21 protein-coding genes are annotated in these 19,927 nt (G+C 64.7%); 11 read left to right on the plus strand and 10 right to left on the minus strand.

Annotated features, from left to right (window positions below; translation table 11 throughout):
- Positions 1-35: 35 nt before the first annotated feature.
- Positions 36-764 (minus strand): precorrin-6A synthase (deacetylating), encoded by a 729-nt coding sequence (gene cobF / locus ACLI1C_RS06040; RefSeq protein WP_411395963.1) that lies wholly within the window; start codon positions 762-764, stop codon positions 36-38.
- Positions 765-855: 91 nt separating this feature from the next.
- On the opposite strand from cobF, the gene ACLI1C_RS06045 reads away from it, so the two are divergent.
- Together ACLI1C_RS06045 and ACLI1C_RS06050 are read left to right on the plus strand one after the other, a co-directional pair.
- Positions 856-1,197 carry an ArsR/SmtB family transcription factor gene (locus ACLI1C_RS06045; RefSeq protein WP_411395964.1) on the plus strand — a complete coding sequence of 114 codons (342 nt, stop codon included), beginning with the start codon at positions 856-858 and terminating at the stop codon, positions 1,195-1,197.
- An 11-nt stretch (positions 1,198-1,208) separates the two neighbouring features.
- Entirely contained in the window at positions 1,209-1,712 is a 504-nt protein-coding gene (locus ACLI1C_RS06050) for an SRPBCC domain-containing protein (RefSeq protein ID WP_411395965.1), read from the plus strand.
- Positions 1,713-1,848: 136 nt separating this feature from the next.
- On the opposite strand, the gene ACLI1C_RS06055 is transcribed toward ACLI1C_RS06050, so the two are convergent.
- Together ACLI1C_RS06055 and ACLI1C_RS06060 are read right to left on the minus strand one after the other, a co-directional pair.
- Positions 1,849-2,322, minus strand: coding sequence for an SRPBCC family protein (locus ACLI1C_RS06055; RefSeq protein WP_411395966.1), 474 nt, complete (start codon positions 2,320-2,322; stop codon positions 1,849-1,851).
- A complete protein-coding gene (locus ACLI1C_RS06060) occupies positions 2,319-2,657 on the minus strand; it encodes an ArsR/SmtB family transcription factor (protein ID WP_411395967.1) in 339 nt (112 codons plus the stop codon). The genes ACLI1C_RS06055 and ACLI1C_RS06060 overlap by 4 nt, the downstream gene beginning before the upstream one ends.
- Positions 2,658-2,757: 100 nt before the next feature.
- On the opposite strand from ACLI1C_RS06060, the gene ACLI1C_RS06065 reads away from it, so the two are divergent.
- Complete coding sequence (locus tag ACLI1C_RS06065; RefSeq protein WP_411395968.1) at positions 2,758-3,111, plus strand: DUF305 domain-containing protein; 354 nt, start codon at positions 2,758-2,760, stop codon at positions 3,109-3,111.
- A gap of 140 nt (positions 3,112-3,251) precedes the next feature.
- Here ACLI1C_RS06065 and ACLI1C_RS06070 read toward each other — a convergent pair whose 3' ends face one another.
- Positions 3,252-4,277 (minus strand): LacI family DNA-binding transcriptional regulator, encoded by a 1,026-nt coding sequence (locus ACLI1C_RS06070; protein WP_411395969.1) that lies wholly within the window; start codon positions 4,275-4,277, stop codon positions 3,252-3,254.
- 196 nt (positions 4,278-4,473) lie between these two features.
- Between ACLI1C_RS06070 and ACLI1C_RS06075 the strand changes: the two genes are divergently transcribed.
- From ACLI1C_RS06075 to ACLI1C_RS06085, 3 genes are all read left to right on the plus strand, one after another.
- Positions 4,474-6,015 (plus strand): sugar ABC transporter ATP-binding protein, encoded by a 1,542-nt coding sequence (locus tag ACLI1C_RS06075; protein WP_411395970.1) that lies wholly within the window; start codon positions 4,474-4,476, stop codon positions 6,013-6,015.
- Entirely contained in the window at positions 5,996-7,015 is a 1,020-nt protein-coding gene (locus tag ACLI1C_RS06080) for an ABC transporter permease (protein ID WP_411395971.1), read from the plus strand. Before ACLI1C_RS06075 ends, ACLI1C_RS06080 begins: the two co-directional genes overlap by 20 nt.
- Before the next feature lie 81 nt (positions 7,016-7,096).
- Entirely contained in the window at positions 7,097-8,044 is a 948-nt protein-coding gene (locus ACLI1C_RS06085) for a substrate-binding domain-containing protein (RefSeq protein WP_411395972.1), read from the plus strand.
- Between the two features lie 102 nt (positions 8,045-8,146).
- Here the strand turns inward: ACLI1C_RS06085 and ACLI1C_RS06090 are convergent, their stop codons facing one another.
- Genes ACLI1C_RS06090 through ACLI1C_RS06100 form a run of 3 tightly spaced genes read right to left on the minus strand, consistent with a single transcriptional unit; the run spans position 8,147 to position 11,014 of the window.
- Positions 8,147-8,347, minus strand: a complete 201-nt coding sequence (locus tag ACLI1C_RS06090) for a heavy-metal-associated domain-containing protein (RefSeq protein WP_411395973.1) — start codon at positions 8,345-8,347, stop codon at positions 8,147-8,149.
- Position 8,348: 1 nt separating this feature from the next.
- Positions 8,349-8,759, minus strand: a complete 411-nt coding sequence (gene cueR, locus ACLI1C_RS06095; protein WP_411395974.1) for a Cu(I)-responsive transcriptional regulator — start codon at positions 8,757-8,759, stop codon at positions 8,349-8,351.
- The gene (locus tag ACLI1C_RS06100) at positions 8,756-11,014 is read right to left on the minus strand and encodes a heavy metal translocating P-type ATPase (protein ID WP_411395975.1); all 2,259 of its coding nucleotides are present in this window, start codon (positions 11,012-11,014) and stop codon (positions 8,756-8,758) included. The genes cueR and ACLI1C_RS06100 overlap by 4 nt, the downstream gene beginning before the upstream one ends.
- Positions 11,015-11,441: 427 nt before the next feature.
- Here ACLI1C_RS06100 and ACLI1C_RS06105 point away from each other — a divergent pair, with 427 nt between their 5' ends.
- Positions 11,442-12,161, plus strand: coding sequence for a Crp/Fnr family transcriptional regulator (locus ACLI1C_RS06105; protein ID WP_411395977.1), 720 nt, complete (start codon positions 11,442-11,444; stop codon positions 12,159-12,161).
- Between the two features lie 301 nt (positions 12,162-12,462).
- On the opposite strand, the gene cydC is transcribed toward ACLI1C_RS06105, so the two are convergent.
- Together cydC and cydD are read right to left on the minus strand one after the other, a co-directional pair.
- On the minus strand, positions 12,463-14,112 hold the full coding sequence (gene cydC, locus ACLI1C_RS06110) for a thiol reductant ABC exporter subunit CydC (RefSeq protein WP_411395978.1): 1,650 nt from the start codon (positions 14,110-14,112) through the stop codon (positions 12,463-12,465).
- Complete coding sequence (gene cydD, locus ACLI1C_RS06115; RefSeq protein WP_411395979.1) at positions 14,109-15,842, minus strand: thiol reductant ABC exporter subunit CydD; 1,734 nt, start codon at positions 15,840-15,842, stop codon at positions 14,109-14,111. The genes cydC and cydD overlap by 4 nt, the downstream gene beginning before the upstream one ends.
- A gap of 166 nt (positions 15,843-16,008) precedes the next feature.
- On the opposite strand from cydD, the gene ACLI1C_RS06120 reads away from it, so the two are divergent.
- From ACLI1C_RS06120 to ACLI1C_RS06135, 4 genes are all read left to right on the plus strand, one after another.
- The gene (locus tag ACLI1C_RS06120; RefSeq protein ID WP_411398238.1) at positions 16,009-17,610 is read left to right on the plus strand and encodes a cytochrome ubiquinol oxidase subunit I; all 1,602 of its coding nucleotides are present in this window, start codon (positions 16,009-16,011) and stop codon (positions 17,608-17,610) included.
- Positions 17,607-18,755 carry a cytochrome d ubiquinol oxidase subunit II gene (gene cydB / locus ACLI1C_RS06125; protein WP_411395980.1) on the plus strand — a complete coding sequence of 383 codons (1,149 nt, stop codon included), beginning with the start codon at positions 17,607-17,609 and terminating at the stop codon, positions 18,753-18,755. Before ACLI1C_RS06120 ends, cydB begins: the two co-directional genes overlap by 4 nt.
- A gap of 9 nt (positions 18,756-18,764) precedes the next feature.
- A complete protein-coding gene (gene cydX / locus ACLI1C_RS06130; protein ID WP_411395981.1) occupies positions 18,765-18,896 on the plus strand; it encodes a cytochrome bd-I oxidase subunit CydX in 132 nt (43 codons plus the stop codon).
- A 264-nt stretch (positions 18,897-19,160) separates the two neighbouring features.
- Positions 19,161-19,307: a DUF1127 domain-containing protein gene (locus ACLI1C_RS06135; protein WP_411395982.1), complete on the plus strand. Its 147-nt coding sequence runs from the start codon at positions 19,161-19,163 to the stop codon at positions 19,305-19,307.
- A 117-nt stretch (positions 19,308-19,424) separates the two neighbouring features.
- Here ACLI1C_RS06135 and ybaK read toward each other — a convergent pair whose 3' ends face one another.
- Positions 19,425-19,898, minus strand: a complete 474-nt coding sequence (gene ybaK, locus ACLI1C_RS06140) for a Cys-tRNA(Pro) deacylase (protein ID WP_411395983.1) — start codon at positions 19,896-19,898, stop codon at positions 19,425-19,427.
- Between the last annotated feature and the right edge of the window lie 29 nt (positions 19,899-19,927).

Genomic DNA, 19,927 nt, shown 5'->3' on the forward strand with positions numbered 1-19,927 from the left:
GTGGACCATATCCAACTGCGACACGTGGCCGATTCTCAATCCCGCTTGCGCAGCAGATAGGTATCCATGATCCAGCCATGCCGCTCCCGAGCGGCCTTGCGCGTCGCGACGATCCTGTCCGCAACATCGCCCAGCCGGCCGGAAATGGTGATCTCGTCCTGCGTGCCGAGATAGGCGCCCCAGAAGATGTCGAGCTCCGGATCGGCATGGAGAAACGCCCTCTGCCCATCGAGCATGACCACGGTGTCATCCTCCACCGCGCCGAGTTGCCTGCCGGTGGTGATATGCACCGGCTCCCCGATCCGATTGAGCGCAATGCCATGTGCGGCAGTAAGGGCCTGGATGCTGGTAATGCCGGGGATGATCTCCACGACATGTTCGGACCGCAGGCGCTCGACGATGCGAATGGTCGAATCGTATAGCCCCGGATCGCCCCAGACCAGGAAGGCGCAGGCGCCATTGTCGGGCACCGCGTCCAGCAGGGCGCCGAAGCGCGTGGCCAGCGCCGCATGCCAGTCATCGACGCCGGCGCCATAATCGGGATTGGCGGCGTCGCGCCTGGGCACCGTGTATTCGACGGTGCGGCTGTTCGGATTGGTCACATAGCGGGCGACGATCTCGCGGCGCAGATCGGCCAGGTCCGCCTTGCCTTCGCCCTTGTCGGGGATGAACAGCACGTCGGCGCGGTTGAGCGCGTTGATGGCCTGCACCGTCACATGCTCCGGATTGCCGGTGCCGATGCCCACGATGAGAATTGTCTTCATGCGGCTTCCTTGCCCCAGGGCAGGGGCGTTGACAAGCCACCCGCACATCTGTATTCAACCAATTAGTGTTATACAAAACGGTTTAATACAAATGACCGACCCCCTGAGCACCACGCTGGCTGCCCTGGCCGACCCGACCCGCCGCGCCATCCTGGCCCGGCTGACCCAGGGCGAAGCCAGCGTCAACGAACTGGCCGAACCCTTCGACATGACGCTGGCCGCCGTCTCCAAGCACATCAAGGTGCTGGAACATGCCGGTCTCGTCAGCCGCGGCCGGCAGGCGCAATGGCGCCCCTGCAAGCTGGAGGCCGCGCCCATGCGCGACGTGGCCTCGCTGGTCGAGTTCTACCGCAGGTTCTGGGAACAGAACCTCGATCAGCTCGACGCCTATCTCACCAAATTGCAGACCCCGCAAACCGACAGCAAGAACTGAGGAGAAGAGAAATGACCACCCACGCAACGTCCAACCTGTTCAAGACCGAACTGCCGGAAGACGAGCCGGTCATCATCATGACCCGCACCTTCAACGCGCCGCTCGACCTGCTCTGGACGGTCTGGACGCAGCCGGAGCACGTCGCCTACTGGTTCGGCCCGCGCGAGGACAACGAAATCGTCGAGTATGACGTCCGCAAGGGCGGCAAATGGCGCATCATCTCGACCATGGAAGACGGTTCCGCGGTCACCTTCCACGGCACCTATCTCGAGGTCACGCCCAAGACCATGATCCGCAACACCTTCGTGGTCGAGGGCATGTATGAGGAAGACGACCGCTTCTTCGAGGAGCACAATTTCGAGGAGTGCGACGGCAAGGTATTCTACCGCTCGGTCTCGAGGCTCGAAAGCTTTGAGCAGCGCCAGGGCGTCATCGACAGCGGCATGGAATGGGGCGCCAATGCCAGCATGGCCAAGGTGGATGAGATTTTGGAACGGCTGAAAGCGGGGCGGTAGGCGCGCTCCCAGCCCCCACCTAACCTCCCCCTGAAGGGGGAGGGACCGCGCAGTGGATGTGGCTGGATCAGCCCCAGAACCCAATCTGTTCCTCCCCCTTCAGGGGGAGGTTAGGTGGGGGCAACACGTGGCGGACTCAGTTCGCCCCTTCACGCACCAGGTGCTGGCCGAGCTGGTCGAGCAGGATTTCGGTGCCCTGCCGGCGGATGTCGTTGCCGTCGCTGAAGCCGTCGAGATAGGCGCCCATTTCGGTGAGCTTGAGCGTGGTATAGTCGCCATCTCCCACCAGCTCGAAACTGGCCAGCGACACCGAGATACGCACGTCGTCCAGCTCCATGTCATAGCTGTAGACGATGCGCTGGTTGGGCACGATGTCCTGGTAGATCGCCTTGAACTTGTGCACCGCGCCACCGGGCGGGCCGCCAACACTGGTCTCGACACCGCCGATGCGGAAATCCAGGTGATGCTCGCTCTTGCCCCAGGATTCGGGCGGGTTGAACCATTTCTGCTTGGTGGCCGGGTCGGACAGCGCCTTGAAAACGCGTGCCGGCGTGGCCTTGTAGCGCCGCTCCAGGGTGAAGCTGGCATGGGTGACGCTGCGTTCGCTCATTCCGGTTCGCCCTCGGTCTCGGAGAGAAGGTCGCCGAGCCGGTCGAGGCGCCTGGCCCACAGCGTGCGGCGGTCATTGATCCATTGTTCGGCCAGGCTGAGCGCCTCGGGTTCGATGCGGACGGTGCGCACGCGGCCGAGCTTTTGCGAGCTGACCAGGCCCGACTGCTCCAGCGCCTGCAGATGCTGCACCACGGCGGGCAGGGACATGGCGAAGGGCTTGGCCAGTTCGCTGACCGATGCCGGGCCATGGCTCAGCCTGTCGATCATGGCGCGACGCGTCGGGTCGGCCAGCGCCTGGAACATCAGGTCGAGATTGGGATTTTGGTTAAGCATGATCTTAAGTAACAAATCGGCGCGCTGGCTGTCAATCGACTTGACCTTCCCACGGGGGAATCCGGCACACAGCTGCGGCACCGAACCAGAGGAACCGACAATGAAAAGAGTGATGCTTGCCGCCGCGCTGACCCTTGCCCTGGCTGCACCGGGCCTGGCCCAGGAGCACGACGCCAGCCATGGCGCCATGATGAGCGACAGTGCGGCGACCACCGCCTACAAGGACGCCAACATGCGCATGCATGCCGACATGGAAATTGAATATAGCGGCGACGCCGATGTGGATTTCATCCGCAACATGATCCCGCATCACCAGGGCGCGGTCGAGATGGCCCGCATCGTGCTCGAGCATGGCACCGACCCCGAAGTGAAGGCCCTGGCCGAAGCCGTCATCGCGGCGCAGGAAGAAGAAATCGCCTGGATGCAGGCCTGGCTGGCCAAGAAGGGCATGTGATCGTTCAGCACGCACGGAACGGCACCTCCCCCTCGACGGGGAGGTTGGGAGGGGGTGCGAGAGCCCCGGTATCCGGGCCAAACACCCCCCCTCCCTGACCCTCCCCGCAAGGGGGAGGGTGACGACTGAAAGTCCGGTGTCTACTCCCGCCCGATCCGGCTTACCGAGTTGCGCACGATCAGCTCGCTGCGCAGCAGCACTTCCTTCTTTTCCGGCGTCTTGCCGGCGAGTAGGGCCAGCAGCAGGTCCATGGCTTCCTCGCCGATCTTGAGGCGGGGCTGCTTCATCGTGGTCAGCGATGGCGTGACGAAGCTGGCAAAGGAAATGTCGTCAAAGCCCATCACCGAGAACTGGCGGGGCAGGTCGTATTTTCGCGCATTGAGGGAAATAATCACGCCCAGCGCCGTCGCGTCGTTGACGCAAAGAAAGGCCGTGGGCAGCACGTCGCGCACGAACATCTGTTCGGTGGCGGCCCGGCCGGATTCGGTGGTGCCGTCGCCATCGAGGATCAGCCGCGGATCGACGGCAATGCCCTGGCCTTCCAGCGCGGCGCGGTAGCCCCGCTCGCGCAGCATGTTGACGGCCTTGGTTGTCGAGTGACCGATAAAGGCAATGCGGCGATGGCCCTGCGAGATCAGATGCTCGGTGGCGACACGCGAGCCCTCGAAATTGTCGACGCCCACAAAGGGCACGTCGCTGTCGCTGACCGGTTCGTTGACCGCAACCATGGGCGGCAGGCGCGATTCCCCGGCCTCATTGCCAAAGCCATAGGGCAGGTGGCCGGTAAACAGGATCAGCCCGTCCGCCTGGTTGGAGCTGATGAAGCGCAGGTAGTCGGTCTCGCGCGTGGCGTCGTTCTGCGTATTGCCGATCAGCACGCCATAGCCGCGCTTGCTGGCTTCCGTCTCGAGCCCGACGAGAATGTTGGAGAAGTTCGGGTCGCCCACATCGGGCGCCAGAATCAGGATCATGTTGCTGCGCCGCATGCGCAGCGAGCGGGCCATGGCATTGGTGGTATAGCCGGTCTTGGCAACCGCCTCGGTGACGCGACGGCGGGTCTCGTCCGCGACCTTGCCCGGCTCATTGATGGCACGGCTGACCGTGGCGATGGATACGCCGGCAATCGCCGCAACATCCTCGATCGTGGCCAGTTTCTGGTGCTGCAAAAATGCCCCCGCACACCCTCTGGCGTCCGCATTTTCTGCCTGTAGCAGATGCTGCAGAGCGCGCCAGACCCTCCCGACACGGTTATACCGTTTTCCGATTGTGTAAACCTTTACATCAAACATGAAAACCTTTACATCGTTAGGCAAGGACGAAGAGCCGGGTCAACCGCCGCGTCCGAGGGGAGGGGTATCAGACATGACCAGTGCCGAAGGCACGTCCGGACCGGCCATTCTGTCAGCCAACAGGATTTCCAAGTCCTTTGGCGAAATCCCCGTCCTGTTCAGCGTCGATTTCGACATTCGCCCGGGCGAGGTTCACGCCATCATCGGCGAAAACGGCGCCGGCAAATCCACCCTGATCAAGATCCTGTCCGGCATCGAGCAGCCTACCTCCGGCTCGATCAGCTATGACGGCAAGACCGTGGTCCTGCCGCCCAATGGCGAGGCCGAAGCCATGGGCATCGTGCTGATCCACCAGGAGATGAACCTAGCCGAGCACCTGACGGTGGCGGACTCGATCTTTCTCGGCCGCGAAATCAAGAAATATGGCTTCCTCGACCTGGCCGAGATGCGCCGGCGCTCGGCGGCCGTGATGGAAACCCTGCATGTGCATGTCGACCCCGATGCGCGGATCAATACGCTGCCGGTCGCCGACAAGCAGATGGTGGAAATTGCCAAGGCGATCAGCCGCGATGCGCGCGTGCTGATCATGGACGAGCCGACCGCGGTGCTGTCGGTGGGCGAAACCGAGACGTTGTTCGAGCAGATCCGCCGCCTCACCGCGCGCGGCGTGGCGGTGATCTTCATATCGCACAAGCTCGACGAGATCATGGAACTGGCCGACCGGGTCACGGTGCTGCGCGACGGCCAGCTGATCGCCACTGTCGGCACCGAGGCGCTGACCCCCGATTCCATCGCCCAGATGATGGTGGGGCGCGAGCTCTCCAATCTCTATCCGCCCAAGCATGAGCCCGATATCGATGCACCGGTGGTGCTGTCGGTGCGCAACCTGTCGGCACCGGGCGTCAGCGATATTTCCTTTGATCTGCGCCGCGGCGAAATCCTGGGCTTTGCCGGGCTGATCGGCTCGGGCCGCACCGCCGTGGCCGAGGCCATTGTCGGCCTATTGCCCAAGAGCGCGGGCCAGGTCGAGGTCAATGGCAAGCCGGCCAATTTCACCGACGTGGCCAAGTCGGTGGATGCCGGACTGGCCTATATGACCAAGGACCGCAAGGGGCGCGGCCTGCTGCTCAATGTGGGCCTGCAGCCCAACCTGACGCTGCTGACGCTCAAGAAGCATCTCAAGAACGGCTTTCTCGATGGCAAGAGCGAGGAACAGGCGCTCGATCGCGCCGTGCGCCGCTTCGACATCCGCGCCCGCGACGCCTCGGTGCGGGTGGGCCAGCTCTCGGGCGGCAACCAGCAGAAGCTGATGCTGGGCAAGACAATGGAGAGCGAGCCCGACATCATCATCATGGATGAGCCGACGCGCGGCATCGATGTCGGCACCAAGCAGCAGATCTATCACATCATCGCGGCGCTGGCGGCCGAGGGCAAATCGATCATCGTCATCTCCTCGGAGATGCAGGAAGTCATCGGCCTCAGCCATCGCGTGCTGGTGATGCGCAACGGGCGCCTCGCCGGCCGGCTGGAAGGCGCCGAAATCTCGGAAGCGGAAATCATGCGGTACGCCGCTGGCATCAAACAGGATGGGGACGATGAGCGTATCAGCGCATGAGGCAGCCAAGCCGGCCAAGGGGTTCCGGCTCGACCTCAAGACTGCGGGACCGCTGCTGGCGCTGATCCTGCTGGTGATCCTGGGCTATTCGCTCAATCCGGCCTTCCTCAATGAAGGCAATATCACCAATATCCTGACCCGCTCGGCCTTTATCGGCATCATCGCGGTGGGCGCCACCTTCGTCATCACCGCCGGCGGGATCGACCTGTCCGTCGGCTCGATGGCCGCCTTCATCGCCGGCGTCATGATCATCATCATGAACAGCGCCGTCGATGCCATGGGCGCCTCGATCTGGACCGTGCTGCTGGGCATCGGTTCTTCGCTGATCCTGGGCATTGGCGCCGGCTTCATCAACGGGTTCCTCACCACCAAGGGCAAGATCGAGGCCTTCATCGTGACGCTGGGCACCATGGGCATCTATCGCTCGCTGGTGACCTATTTCGCCGATGGCGGCACGCTGTCGCTCAACAATGCCGCGCGCGAAATCTACCGCCCGGTCTACTACGACAGCTTCCTGCGCATTCCCTACCCGGTCTGGGTCTTCATCTTCGTCGCCATACTGGGCTGGGTGCTGATGAACCGCACCGCCTTCGGCCGCTATTGCATGGCCATCGGCAGCAATGAAAACGTGGCGCGCTACTCGGCCATCAAGGTCGACCGGGTCAAGACCGCGACCTATATCCTGCAGGGCCTCTGCGTCTCGCTGGCCACCATCATCTACGTGCCGCGCCTGGGCTCGGCCTCCTCGGCCACCGGCGTGCTGTGGGAGCTTGAGGCCATCGCGGCCGTGATCATCGGCGGCACCATGCTCAAGGGCGGCTTCGGGCGCATTGGCGGCACCGTCATCGGCGCGCTCATCCTGACCTCGATCGGCAACATCCTCAATCTCACCGAGATCATCTCCAACTACCTCAACGGGGCAGTGCAGGGCGTGATCATCGTGGCGGCAGTCTACCTGCAGCGCGGCTCGCTCCGCACAAGGCGCAAGAAGGCTGACTAGATTTCGAATTCCATGCCCCGAACGGGCAGGATCACCGGCGTCCCATAATGGCGCCAAACACTGGTAGGGAGGACTATACTTATGTCTTTGAAGGCAATCGCACTTGGCCTGTTGGCCACCAGCGTCCTGGCCGGCGCAGCCGCCGCGCAGGATCCGGTCAAGATCGGCGTCTCCATTCCGGCCGCAACGCACGGCTTCATGGGCGGCCTCAACTGGCATGCCGCTGAAGCCGAAAAGCGCCTGGAAGCCGCCAATCCGCATATCGACCTGATCATCGTCACGGCCGACGGCCCCGCCGACCAGGCCAGCGACCTGGAAGACCTGGTTTCGGTGCACCAGATCGACGCCCTCGTCGTGCTGCCCTTCGAATCCGAGCCGCTGACCGAGCCGGTCCGCGCCGTCAAGGATTCCGGGGCCTTCATCACCGTCGTCGACCGCGGCCTGACCGATCCGTCCATCCAGGACGTCTATGTCTCGGGCAACAACACCGAAATGGGTCAGGTCTCGGCCGAATACATGATGACCCGCCTCGGCGAAGGCGACAACATCGTGATCCTGCGCGGCATTCCGACCGTGCTCGATACCGAACGTTTCGACGCCTTCATGGCCACGATCGAAGGCTCGGGCATCAACGTGCTCGACAACAAGTTCGCCAACTGGAACCGCGATGACGGCTTCGAAGTGATGCAGGATTTCCTGTCGCGCTTCCCCGATATCGACGGCGTCTGGGCGCAGGATGACGACATCACCCTGGGCGTGGTCGAGGCCATCAAGCAGGCCGGCCGGGAAAGCGAAATGTTCGTGGTCGGCGGCGCCGGCATGAAGGAAATCGTCAAGGGCGTGATGGATGGCGATCCGCTGGTCCCCGTCGACGTGCTCTATCCGCCGGCACAGATCGCCACGGCCATGGACGTGACGGTGAACCACTTCATCTCCAACGGCCCGGTCACCGGCAGCTATATCCTCGGCTCGCCGCTGATCACCCAGGAAAATGCCGAGCAGTTCTACTTCCCCGACAGCCCGTTCTGATCTCCCACTGAACGGACAGCAAAGGGCGCCGCAAGGCGCCCTTTGTTTTTCCGGCTCTATCTCAACTGAGCGCCCGCGGTGGAGTCGCACGCCGAAGCCCGGCTACCCCGCTTCCGGCGTATAGCCCGCCTCGCGGATCGCCGCCTCGCCCTTGGCGCGGTCGCCGGTGAATTCCACCTTGTGCGTCGCCAGGTCCACCGCGATCTCTGCCCCCGGCAGCGCCTCTTCCAGCGCCTTGCGCACGGTGCCGACGCAGTGGCCGCAGGTCATGTCGTTGACGGAGAGAATGGTCTTTTCGGTCATGTCAGTGTCCTTTCGAATGGGGATGCTCGCCGGCCAGGTCGTCGAGTATGGGGCAATCGGGGCGATTGTCTCCGCCACAGCAATGGGCCAGGTGCTTGAGCGTCTTGACCATGGATTGCAGCTCCGCAATCTTGGTCTCGAGCGCCGCGATATGGCCCACGGCGATATCCTTGACCTCGGCGCTGGCGCGGGACTTGTCCTGCCACAGGCCCAGCAGGGTCGCCGTTTCCTCCACCGAAAAGCCCAGCGTCCGGGCTCGCTTGACGAAGCGCAGCACATGCACCTCGTCTTCCCGATAGACCCGGTAATTGCTGTCGGTGCGCAGCGGCGCCCGGATCAGGCCGATGGATTCGTAATAGCGGATCATCTTGGCCGAGACGCCCGAGGCGTTCGATGCTTCGCCAATATTCATGCCGAAACTCCTTTCACAGCGCGCAGGCGTTGCGCATTGCCCACCACGAAGATCGAGCTGAGCGCCATGGCCCCGGCGCCGATCATCGGGTTGAGCAGGATGCCGAAACCCGGATAAAGCGCGCCCGCCGCCACCGGGATCAGCAGCACATTGTAGCCAAAGGCCCAGAACAGGTTTTCCCAGATGTTCTTCATCGTGGCCCGGCTGATGGTGAGCGCGTTGAGCACGCCCTTGAGGTCGCCGCCCAGCAGCACCACGTCGGCGCTCTCGATGGCAGCGTCCGTGCCCGTGCCCACGGCAATGCCGATATCGGCTTCGGCGAGGGCAGGGGCGTCATTGATGCCGTCGCCGACATAGGCAACCTTGCCGAACTGCCGCAGCGCCTTGAGCGTCGCCACCTTGTCGGCCGGCAGCACCTCCGCGCGCACTTCGTCAATGCCCAGCTGGCGGGCAATGGCCTCGGCGGTGCGGCGGTTGTCGCCCGAGATCATCACGGTCTTGAGGCCCATTTCATGCAGCGCCGCGATCACCATGGCGCTGGAGGGCTTGATCGTGTCGGCGACCACGATGGCGGCGGCCAGCTTGTCGTCGATGGCGGCAAAAACGGGGGTCTTGCCCTCGTCGGCGAGTTTTTCGATGGCGTCGCTGAAATCGGCAAAGTCGAGATGCCCGAGATGGCGCTGCGACCCGATCGAGACCAGTCTTCCATCGACGCGGGCGGTGACGCCATTGCCGGCATGGGCCTGGAAGTCGGTGACCGTGCCCAGCGCGAGCCCGGCCTGTTCCGCCGCCGTGACGATGGCACTGGCGATCGGATGCTCGGACTTCGCCTCGACAGCGGCCACCAGCGCCAGCACCTCGTCATGCTCGAAATCGTCATCGAGGATGAGATCGGTCAGCGCCGGCTTGCCCGCGGTCAGCGTGCCGGTCTTGTCGAAGGCGACGACCCTGGCGTCGCGCAGCTGCTGCAGCGCTTCGCTCTTGCGGAACAGCACGCCCAGCTCGGCGGCGCGGCCCGTACCCACCATGATCGAGGTGGGGGTGGCCAGGCCCATCGCACAGGGGCAGGCAATGATCAGCACGGCCACGGCATTGACGAGGCCGAACACATAGGCCGGCTCCGGCCCCCAGATGGTCCAGATGCCGAAGGTGATGATGGCCAGCCCGATCACGGCCGGGACAAACCAGGCGGTGATCTGGTCCACCACGCCCTGGATCGGCAGCTTGCCGCCCTGGGCTTCCTCGACCATGCGGATGATCTGGGCCAGCATGGTGTCGCCGCCCACCTTGGTGGCGCGGAAGCTGAAGCTGCCCGATGTATTGAGCGTGCCGCCGATCACCGTGGCGCCGACCGTCTTGGAGACGGGCAGGGACTCGCCCGAAATCATCGATTCATCGAGATGGCTGGCCCCCTCGACGATCTCGCCATCCACCGCGACCTTGTCGCCCGGACGCACGATGATGATGTCGCCGGCTTTCACCTCTTCGATGGGCAGCTCGACAATGCCGCCATCGCGCTGCACGCGAGCCGTCTTGGCCTGTTCGCGCACCAGCCGCTGGATGGCCTCGCCGGTGCGGCCCTTGGCCAGGGCCTCGAGCCAGCGGCCGACCAGGATCAGCGTGACGATCACGGCGGCCGCTTCATAATAGACATACTGCGTCTGCGCCGGCAGCAGTTGCGGCGCGAAGGTCACGACGACCGAATAGAGATAGGCCGCGCCGGCGCCCAGCGCGACCAGCGAATTCATCTCCGGTGCGCCATGGAACAGCGCCGGAAAGCCGATCTTGAAGAAGCGCCAGCCCGGCCAGAACAGCACGACGCTGGCCAGCACGAAATAGGTCACATAGAGCGCCTGCTGGGACACCATGCCCAGCAGCCAGTGATGCATGGGCGGATAGAGATGGCTACCCATCTCCAGCACGAAGAGGGGTAGGGTCAGCAGCCCGGCAACCAGCACGTCGCGACGCAGCACGGCGGCGTCTTCGTCATGGTGGTGATGGCCGGCATGGCCATGATCATGGCTCTGCGGCGTCTGGCTGCCCTTGTAGCCGACCTTTTCGATGGCCTTAAACAGGGCATCGACATTGCCTGCATCGTCGAGCTGCACGGTGGCGCGTTCGGTCGCCAGGTTGACCGAGGCCGATGTGACACTCGGCACCTTGAGCAGCGCCTTCTCGACCCGCAGCACGCAGGACGCACAGGTCATGCCTTCGATATCGATGGAAACTGGCTTGGAGTGGACGTGTTCATTCATTTCTATCACCTCGTCCTCAGTCATATAGACCTTCCAATCATGGGAAGGTCAAGGCGCGATTTCGGCAATCGTGGGGAGGTGCGGCTGTGGCCTCGGTGGCTCCCGTCACCCCACCCTCGGTCCCTCCCCATCAAGGGGAGGGAGGCGCAAACTCCAATGCCCGTGTTCATCGTCTCCCTCCCCCTAAGGGGGAGGGATCAAGGGCGGGGGTATGTTTGGCCCCGATATCGGAATGGTAAAGGATCGCAGACTGCGCCGGTCGCCATTCGGGCGTAGCCCGCATGGCCTTCATCGCTAAAATCGCTCCACTGGAGCGATTTTGCCCGTAGGGCCGCGATGAAGTGCGGCAGGATGGCGCTGCGACAGTTGCGCAACTTAAAGGCTTGACGGCCGGCGCCTATATCAAGGCTGTCAGGAGGCGACGTTCATGCAGCCCGCTCGCAACGACATCCACAATTCTCCCCTTCCCGTCCTCTGCCAGAGTTGCCAGGCGCGTCACCAGGGCATCTGCGGCGCGCTCACGCCCGAGCAGCTGCTGACCCTGTCCCGACAGTCGCGGCGCGTGCATCGCGACGCCGGCGATGAGCTGCTGGCCGATGCCGAGCCGATCACCGCCTACGGCAATGTGCTGCGCGGCGTGGTCAAGCTCTCCAAGGTGCTCGAAGACGGGCGCCAGCAGGTCGTGGGCCTGCAGTTTGCGCCGGACCTGCTCGGGCGTCTCTTTGCCAGCGAAAGCCGGGTATCGGCCCAGGCGGCGTCCGACGTAGATCTCTGCATGGTGCCCAAGGCGGCCATGGAAGACCTGCTGCGGGACAATCCGGCGCTGGAACACCGCGTCATGCTGCAGACCCTGCGCGAGCTCGATGAGGCGCGCGACTGGATGGTGACTCTGGGCCGCAAGACGGCGGCCGAAAAGGTCGCCAGCTTCCTCTATCTGATCGCCAGCCATATCGACCCGACCCAGGCCGAGGTCACCACCTTCGACCTGCCGCTCAGCCGCGGCGATATCGGCGACTTCCTGGGGCTGACCATCGAGACGGTGAGCCGCCAGATGAGCCGCCTCAAGGCCGATGGCGTCATCGAGATCGAAAACTACCGCCACGTCTCGGTCCCCGACCTGACCCGCCTCCGCGTCCGCTGCGGGTAAGGCACTTCTCAGCTCTCCCTCTGGGGAGAGGGCTATCGCATATGGACTGTGGTGCGATCTCGCCCATACACCGGACGGCACCTCCCCCTTGATGGGCTTGCAAGCGGCCAGGAGGGACAAATCGCTCCGGTGGAGCGATTTGAGCGCGCAAGGGTGGGAGGGGGTGTGAGAGCCCCAATATCGTGGCTAAACACCCCCACCCTTGATCCCTCCCCACAAGGGGGAGGGTGTCGACTGGACCATCGCGGACCAGCATTGACCCGCCCTCAAGGGGAGAGGGTCAGCGACCGCCAGATCAGCCTCACCCCAGCATCCCGTTCCGCATCGTCAGCACCCGGTCCACCGTGCTTTCGGGGATGGCGGCATGGGTCACCACAACCACGGTGCGGTCCCTCGCCGCCCTGTGCAGCGTTTCGAAGAACGCGACTTCCGCCGTCCGGTCCAGCCCGGTGGTCGGCTCGTCGAGCAACAGGATGCTGGCCGGCGACAACAGCGCCCGGGCAAGACACAGGCGCCGTGCCTGTCCGGCCGAGACAGTGCGCCCGCCTTCGCCCACCATCGTATCCAGCCCCTTGGGCAGGGCGTGAACGAAGTCGGCAATGCCGGCATCGGCGAGCGCCGCCCACAGGGCCGCGTCGTCGGCCTCGGGTCGTGCAATCAGCAGGTTGGCGCGGATCGTGTCGTTGAACAGCGGGCTGTCCTGGCTGAGCAGGGCCATGCCGGCATGGATATCGGCCTGCCGCAAGGCGGCGAGCGGCGTGCCCCCGACCGTGACCGTTCCCAGCTGTGGGTCGGCCAGCCGAAGCAGCAGCGTCAGCAGGCTGGATTTGCCGCTGCCGCTGGGCCCGGCAATGGCGACATGCTCGCCCGGCGCAATGGTCAGGTTCAGATTGCCGAGCACGGGCGGGCCGCCATAGCCGAAGGTGACATCGCTCAGCGCAATGGTCGTGTCGGCAGGCCAGGCCACGGGCATGGCCGGGTCGGCAATCGCAATCGGGCTCTCGGCAATGGCGGTGAGCCGCTCGGCGGCCGCCATGGCAGTTGTCAGCTTGCCGACACTGCGCACGATGACACTGGTGGCTTCGAAACTGCCCAGAATGGCCAGCAGGAGCCCGGCCAGCACCGGCCCATCAACGGCCCCTGCGCCAAGCGCCTGCAGGCCGAGCCAGAGCGAGCCCGCGAGAGCCAGGCCGGCGGCCGATTGCACGGCAAAGCCGGCTATGGCTGTCAGCGTCGCCAGCCGCTGCCTTGCCTCGCCCAGGCGCTGCGTGGCCTGGCTGAAGCCGGCCTGCGCCGTGCCGAGCACGCCGAAAATGGTGAGATCGGCATGGCCGTCCAGGCCATCGAGAACCGCCGAGCGCGCCTCGGCGGCGCGGGCAACGACATCGCTGCCGGCACGGCGGGTCGCGAGGACAAGGCTGCCCGGAACCACCAGCGCCGCCACGCCATAGCAGATGCCATAGAGCAAAGCTGCGCCGGGCAGCAGCCAGGCCAGCACCCCGGTCAGCACGCCGCCAATGACCAGCGCGGCGACGACCGGGCCGATGGCGACGAGAAAGGCCGTATCGAGCGCATCGACATCGGCCGTCAGCCGGCTGACCAGGTCGCCGTGCCGCAGGCTGCGGTCGGTGAGGGGCAGGCGCGGAAACAGCCGCGCAAACAGCCAGCCGCGCAGGTCGGCCAGGAGGCGCAACGTGGCGTCATGCCCGGCGAGGCGCTCACCATAGCGGGCGAGGATGCGGATAAAGGAAAAGCCGCGAACCAGCGCCGACGGGACGAAGAGGTTGAAGGCAAGGCCGGCCGTGGTCAGCGCCGCGGCCGTGATGAACCAGCCGGACGTGCCCAGCAGGGCGACGCCCGACGCCAGCGTCACCAGCGACAGTATCAGGGCGAGGGTGAAGCCACCGGCCTGGCGGGCAAACAGGCTCCGGAAGGCGAGCAACGACTTCATGCGACGCTCCTGTCCTTGCGGGCGGGCAGGGGCGTCGGCAGCAGCGACTCCCCCGCAATGCGCCACGCCTTGTCCATGCGGGCCGCCACGGCCAGCGAATGGGTGGCGATGATCAGGGTGCGGCCCCTGGCATAGTGCTTGAGTTCGTCGAGCACGATCTGTTCGAGCGCGGCGTCGAGATGGGCGGTCGGCTCATCGAGCAGGATCAGGCCGGTATCGCGCAGATAGATGCGCGCCAGCGCGATGCGCTGGGCCTGTCCACCGGAAAGCCCGAGCCCGCCTTCGCCCAGCATGGTGTCGAGCCCCTCGGGCAGGGCGTCGGCAAATCCTGCGACATGCGCACGCTCGGCCGCCCGGCGGACGTCGCTGGTCGAGGCGCCGGGCCGTGCCAGCGCGATATTATGTGCCATGGAGCCGGCAAAGATGCGCGGCTTCTGCCCCAGCATGGTCACGCGCCGGCGGAGTTCGGCCTCGGGCCAGTCGGCCAGCACCCTTTCGCCCAGCAGGATGGTGCCCTCATGCGGGCGCAGCCGCGCCACCGCTTCGAGCAGGGTGGATTTGCCGATGCCGCTGGGCCCGAGAATGGCGACATGCTCGCCCGCCGCTACGGTGAGACTGGCACCCGCCAGCACGACCCGCGCACTGTCCGGCGTGCGCAGCGTCAGCCCCGCCAGCGCCAGGCCAAGCGATCCGCTGGAGGCAGGGGTGGGGACATCGGCCAGCACAGGCGTGGTCTGCGGCAGGGCGCCGAGCTGCGCCTCGATCTCGCCGATCGCCGCCTTGGCCGCGGCGCGGTCATGGTAATGGGCGGCCAGCAGGCGCAGAGGATTATAGACCTCGGGCGCCATCAGCAGCAGGAACAGGCCCAGCTCCAGCGTCAGCGGCGCGCTCCGCAGCTGCAGGTAGTCGATAAAGGTCAGCCCGACATAGAGCGCGATGCCCGCAACGCCCAGTGCTGCGAAAAATTCGAGCACCGCGGAGGACAGGAAGGCGATGCGCAGCACGCCCAGGGTGCGGCGGCGCAGCTCGTCACTGGCCGCGACGATACCATCCGTCTCCGCCTCGGCGCGCCCGAACAGCTTGAGGGTGAGCAGGCCCCGCAGGCGATCCGCAAAGCGGCCATTGAGCACCGACAGGGCGCGCGCCTGCCGCCGCGTTGCCGCCTGGGCGCCCCAGCCGGCCAGCGCCATGAAAACCGGGATCAGCGGTGCGGTGAAAAGGAAAAGCAGCCCCGCCAGCCAGTCGAGCGGCAGGATGATCGCGCCAAAGGCCAGCGGCAGCAGCGTCGCCTGGATCATCGCCGGCAGGTAATGCGCAAAGAAGCCGTGCAGCGCCTCGACCTGGTCGACAATGGCGGCCGAAGCCGCACCCGATTGCGGCTGCTCGGCCGCGCGGGGCGAGTTCGACAGCAATCTGGCAAACAGCGCGCCGCGGACGCGCCCCTTGATCGCCTCGGCGGCGGCCGCGCCGGCCCGATCGCCAATGGCCGCCAGCGCGGCGCGAGCAACCAGCAAGCAAAGCAGCAGCATGATGGCAGGTAAAGCGGTAGCAACTGGCGCCTGTGCTTCAATGGCGGCGCCCAGAACACCCGCCAGCGTAGCGGCCTGCCAGACCAGCAAAGCCCCACCCAGCAGTGGCGCCGCAATGGCCACAATCAGCGCCGGCCCCGCATAATTGCGCAGTCCGGAGAGTGTCTTGCCGTTCTGGCGGTCGGTGTCCGCGTTAGTCACGAGCCTCGATTATCCTCATCATCACCGCATTCGGACGCTTGTTAGAATACTGGGTGAAACCAGCCTTGATCTGAATCAATGCATGCGCAAGTCTACTTGGGCATAGGGTGCGCGGTGACGGCGCCGACTCAAGGCGCTGCCAGGGCATAGGGGCAGTAGCGCCATGATCGACATGACTGTCGTCGAACTCTCGCGGTGGCAATTCGCCGCCACCGCCATGTATCATTTCATCTTCGTGCCGCTCACACTGGGGCTCTCCTTCATGATGGCAATCATGGAGAGCGTCTATGTGATGACGGGGCGCGACATCTGGCGCAAGGCCACCCTGTTCTGGGGTACGCTGTTCGGCGTCAATTTCGCCATGGGCGTTGCCACCGGCATCGTCATGGAATTCCAGTTCGGCATGAACTGGAGCTATTACAGCCATTATGTCGGCGACGTGTTCGGCGCGCCGCTGGCCATCGAGGGCCTGATGGCCTTCTTCCTCGAAGCGACCTTTATCGGGCTGTTCTTCTTCGGCTGGGACCGGCTGAGCAAGGTGGGCCACCTGGCGGTGACCTGGCTGACGGCCCTGGGCGCCAACCTCTCGGCGCTCTGGATCCTGGTCGCCAATGGCTGGATGCAGAACCCGGTCGGCTCGAAGTTCAACCCCGATACGATGCGCATGGAAGTCACCGACTTCGTCGCAGTAATCTTCAACCAGGTCGCCCAGGCCAAGTTCGTGCACACGGTGAGCGCGGGCTACCTGTCGGGTGCCGTCTTCATCATGGCGATCTCGGCCCTGTTCCTGCTCCAGGGCAGGCATGCCGAGCTGGCCAAGCGCTCCATGGTTGTGGCGGCCAGCTTCGGCCTCGCCTCGGCCCTGTCGGTCGTCGTGCTGGGCGATGAGAGCGGCTATGTCGCCACCGAACACCAGAAGATGAAGATCGCCGCGCTCGAGGCCAGCTACCACACCGATCCGGCGCCCGCGCCCTGGACAGTCTTCGCGCTGCCCGGACCCGATGGCGGCGCGCCGAGCTTTGCCATCCAGGTGCCCTGGGTGGGCGGCCTGATCACCACGCGCTCGTTCGACCAGGAACTGCCGGGCATCGAAGAACTCGTCGACAATGCCGAAGAGCGCGTCCGCCGCGGCATGATCGCCTATGACACGCTGCAGGAGATCCGCGCCGACGGCACCAATACGGCCGCCCGGGCGACCTTCGACGAATACTGGCCCGATCTCGGCTATGGCCTGCTGCTGAAGCGCTACCGCGAGGATGTGGGCAACGCCACGCCAGAAGAAGTCCGCATGGCCGCAGAGGACACCGTGCCCGATGTGTGGCCGCTGTTCTGGACCTTCCGCATCATGATGGGGCTGGGCTTTTTCTACATCGCCTTCTTCGCGGTGTGGTTCTACCGCGCCTCGCGCGGCTGGCTCGACACCAACCGGCCCATGCTGTGGTTCGCCTTCGTCACGCTGCCGCTGCCCTGGGTGGCCATCGAAAGCGGCTGGTTCATCGCCGAATATGGGCGACAGCCCTGGGTGGTGGAAGGCGTGCTGCCGACCTTCTACGCGGCATCGGGCCTCAACTTCTGGGACCTGGTCATTTCCCTGACCTTCTTTGTCGCCCTCTACTCGGTCCTCTTCGCCATCATGGTCATGCTGATGATCAAGATCATCAAGGCCGGACCGCAGGACAAGCTGTTCCCGATCGACCGCGACAGCGACGAGGACTTCGTCATGGCCGCATTGCCGGCGACACCCGCTACCAAGGAACTCGGATCATGAGCACCATTCCGCTCGACTATGAAACCCTCCGCCTCATCTGGTGGCTCCTGCTCGGCGTGCTGCTCATCGGCTTCGCCATCATGGGTGGACGCGACCTTGGCGTGGGCGCGCTGCTCCCCTTTGCCGCCCGGACCGACGAAGAGCGGCGTGTGCTTCTCAATCTGGTCGGGCCCACCTGGGAGGGCAACCAGGTGTGGCTGGTGCTCGGGGGCGGGGCGATCTTCGCCGCCTTCCCGCCGCTCTATGCGGTAAGCTTTTCGGGCTTTTACCTCGCCATGATCGTGATCCTGCTGGCGCTGATCCTGCGCCCGGTCGGCTTCAAGTTCCGTGGCAAGATCAAGGATCCGCGCTGGCGCGAGACCTGGGACTGGGCGCTGTTCATCGGCGGCGCCGTGCCGGCGCTGATCATGGGCGTCGCGGTGGGCAATGTGCTTCTGGGGGCACCCTTCCACCTCGATGACACGATGCGGGCCTTCTACACCGGCAACTTCTTCCTGCTGCTGATGCCCTTTGCCCTGCTGGCGGGTCTCGTCAGCCTCGGGATGATCGTGACGCAGGGCGCTGCTGTCATCGTCGGCCGCACGGTCGGCCCACTGGCCGAGCGGGCCCGCACCTATGGCACCTGGGCGGCAATCGCCACCGTGTTCCTCTTTGCGCTCGGCGGGATCTGGATTGCCTTCGGCATCGACGGCTATGCCATCACCAGCGTCACCGACCCCAATGCGCCGATCAATCCGCTGGCCAAGACGGTGGAACTGACGCGCGGCGGGTGGCTGGCCAATTACGGCCTCTATCCGTGGATGATCGCGGGCCCCGTGCTCGGCTTTGTCGGCATGGTCGGCGCCGCTTTTGGCCTCAGGGCCCGGCTGGGCATACCCACGCTGCTGGCGTCGAGCATCGGCATCTTCGGCATCATCTCGACCGCCGGCCTGTCGCTGTTCCCGTTCCTGCTGCCCTCCTCGACCATGCCGCAGGCGAGCCTGACGCTGTGGGATGCCTCCTCGAGCCACCTCACGCTCTTCATCATGCTCCTGGTGACCGTGGTCTTCCTGCCCATCATCCTGGCCTACACCGCCTGGGTCTTCCGGGTCATGCGGGGCACCGTCTCGACGCAGTCGCTCGAGAAGAACCCCAACGCCTATTAGGAGAACGTCATGTGGTATTTTTCGTGGATCCTCGGCGTCGGGCTGGCCTGCACCTTCGCCATTCTCAACGCCATGTGGTTTGAAATGCGCGAGGACCGGCGCATTGCGCGGGAGGAGGGGCGGAGCCCGATCCAGCGCTGAGCGCAGGGCTCTTGTCCAGATGGTCAAAAATCGATTAACGCGGACGCCAGGCAATTGGCGCCCGTTTTTGCTTTATGATTCAGTGGCTTACGGAGTGGCTTGGATTGGAGTTGGTCCGGCGAGGCGGATTCGCGCATGACAGGAACATGAACAAACTGCCTCTTTTGTTTGCACTGAGTGCATAACGGATGTGCATAGAGTCCATCTTCTAATCACGACCGGCTGGCTATAGATATTGGTCATCGAAAACGAAGGGGAACCAAAATGAACATCCGCCAGAAAATCGCACAGTTTGCCCAGTACCAGCGCACGATGCGCGAGCTCAACGCTCTCGACGCCCGTCAGCTGAACGATCTCGGCATCACCAAGGGCGACATCAAGAGCATCGCTCGCGGCACCTACGCCAACTAAGCGACCAAGCTCTGCCCTGTAGATGAAGGCGTCCTCCCGGGCGCCTTTTGTCTATTCTGGGGTCTGTTTTGCAGGGTTCTCTCTTGCCTCTCCACCGAAGGGAGAGGTGCAAAGGGGTCACCGGATCAGGTCGGCGGCCTTGCCACCGAGTGCCGCCACCAGATCGTCGGGTTTCATCCGGATCTGCAGGCCGCGTCGTCCGCCATTGAGGAAGACCTCGTCTTCCAGCGTCGCCAGCTCCTCGATAGCCGTCGGCACGAGCTTTTTCTGCCCGAAGGGGCTGATCCCGCCCACCTTGTAGCCGGTCAGGCGCTCCGCATCGGCCGGTTTCATCATATGCGCCGACTTGCCGCCAAACGCCGCGGCGAGCTTTTTCATGTTCACTTCCTCGTCCGAAGGGACGGCGACGCAGACCGGCTTGCCATCGACCTCGGCCATCAGCGTCTTGAGCACGATCGAGGGCGATACGCCCATGGCCTCGGCCGCCTGCAGCCCGACGCGGTCGGCATCGGGGTCATAGTCATAGGTCGCGGTGGCAAAGGCAAAGCCGGCTTTGGTCAGCGCCAGAGTGGCGGGGGTGGTTTTCGACATGGTGGCCTGTTCTAGCGCACTGGTGTCGG

Source organism: Devosia sp. XGJD_8 (assembly GCF_046614475.1).
Classification (GTDB): Bacteria; Pseudomonadota; Alphaproteobacteria; order Rhizobiales; family Devosiaceae; genus Devosia.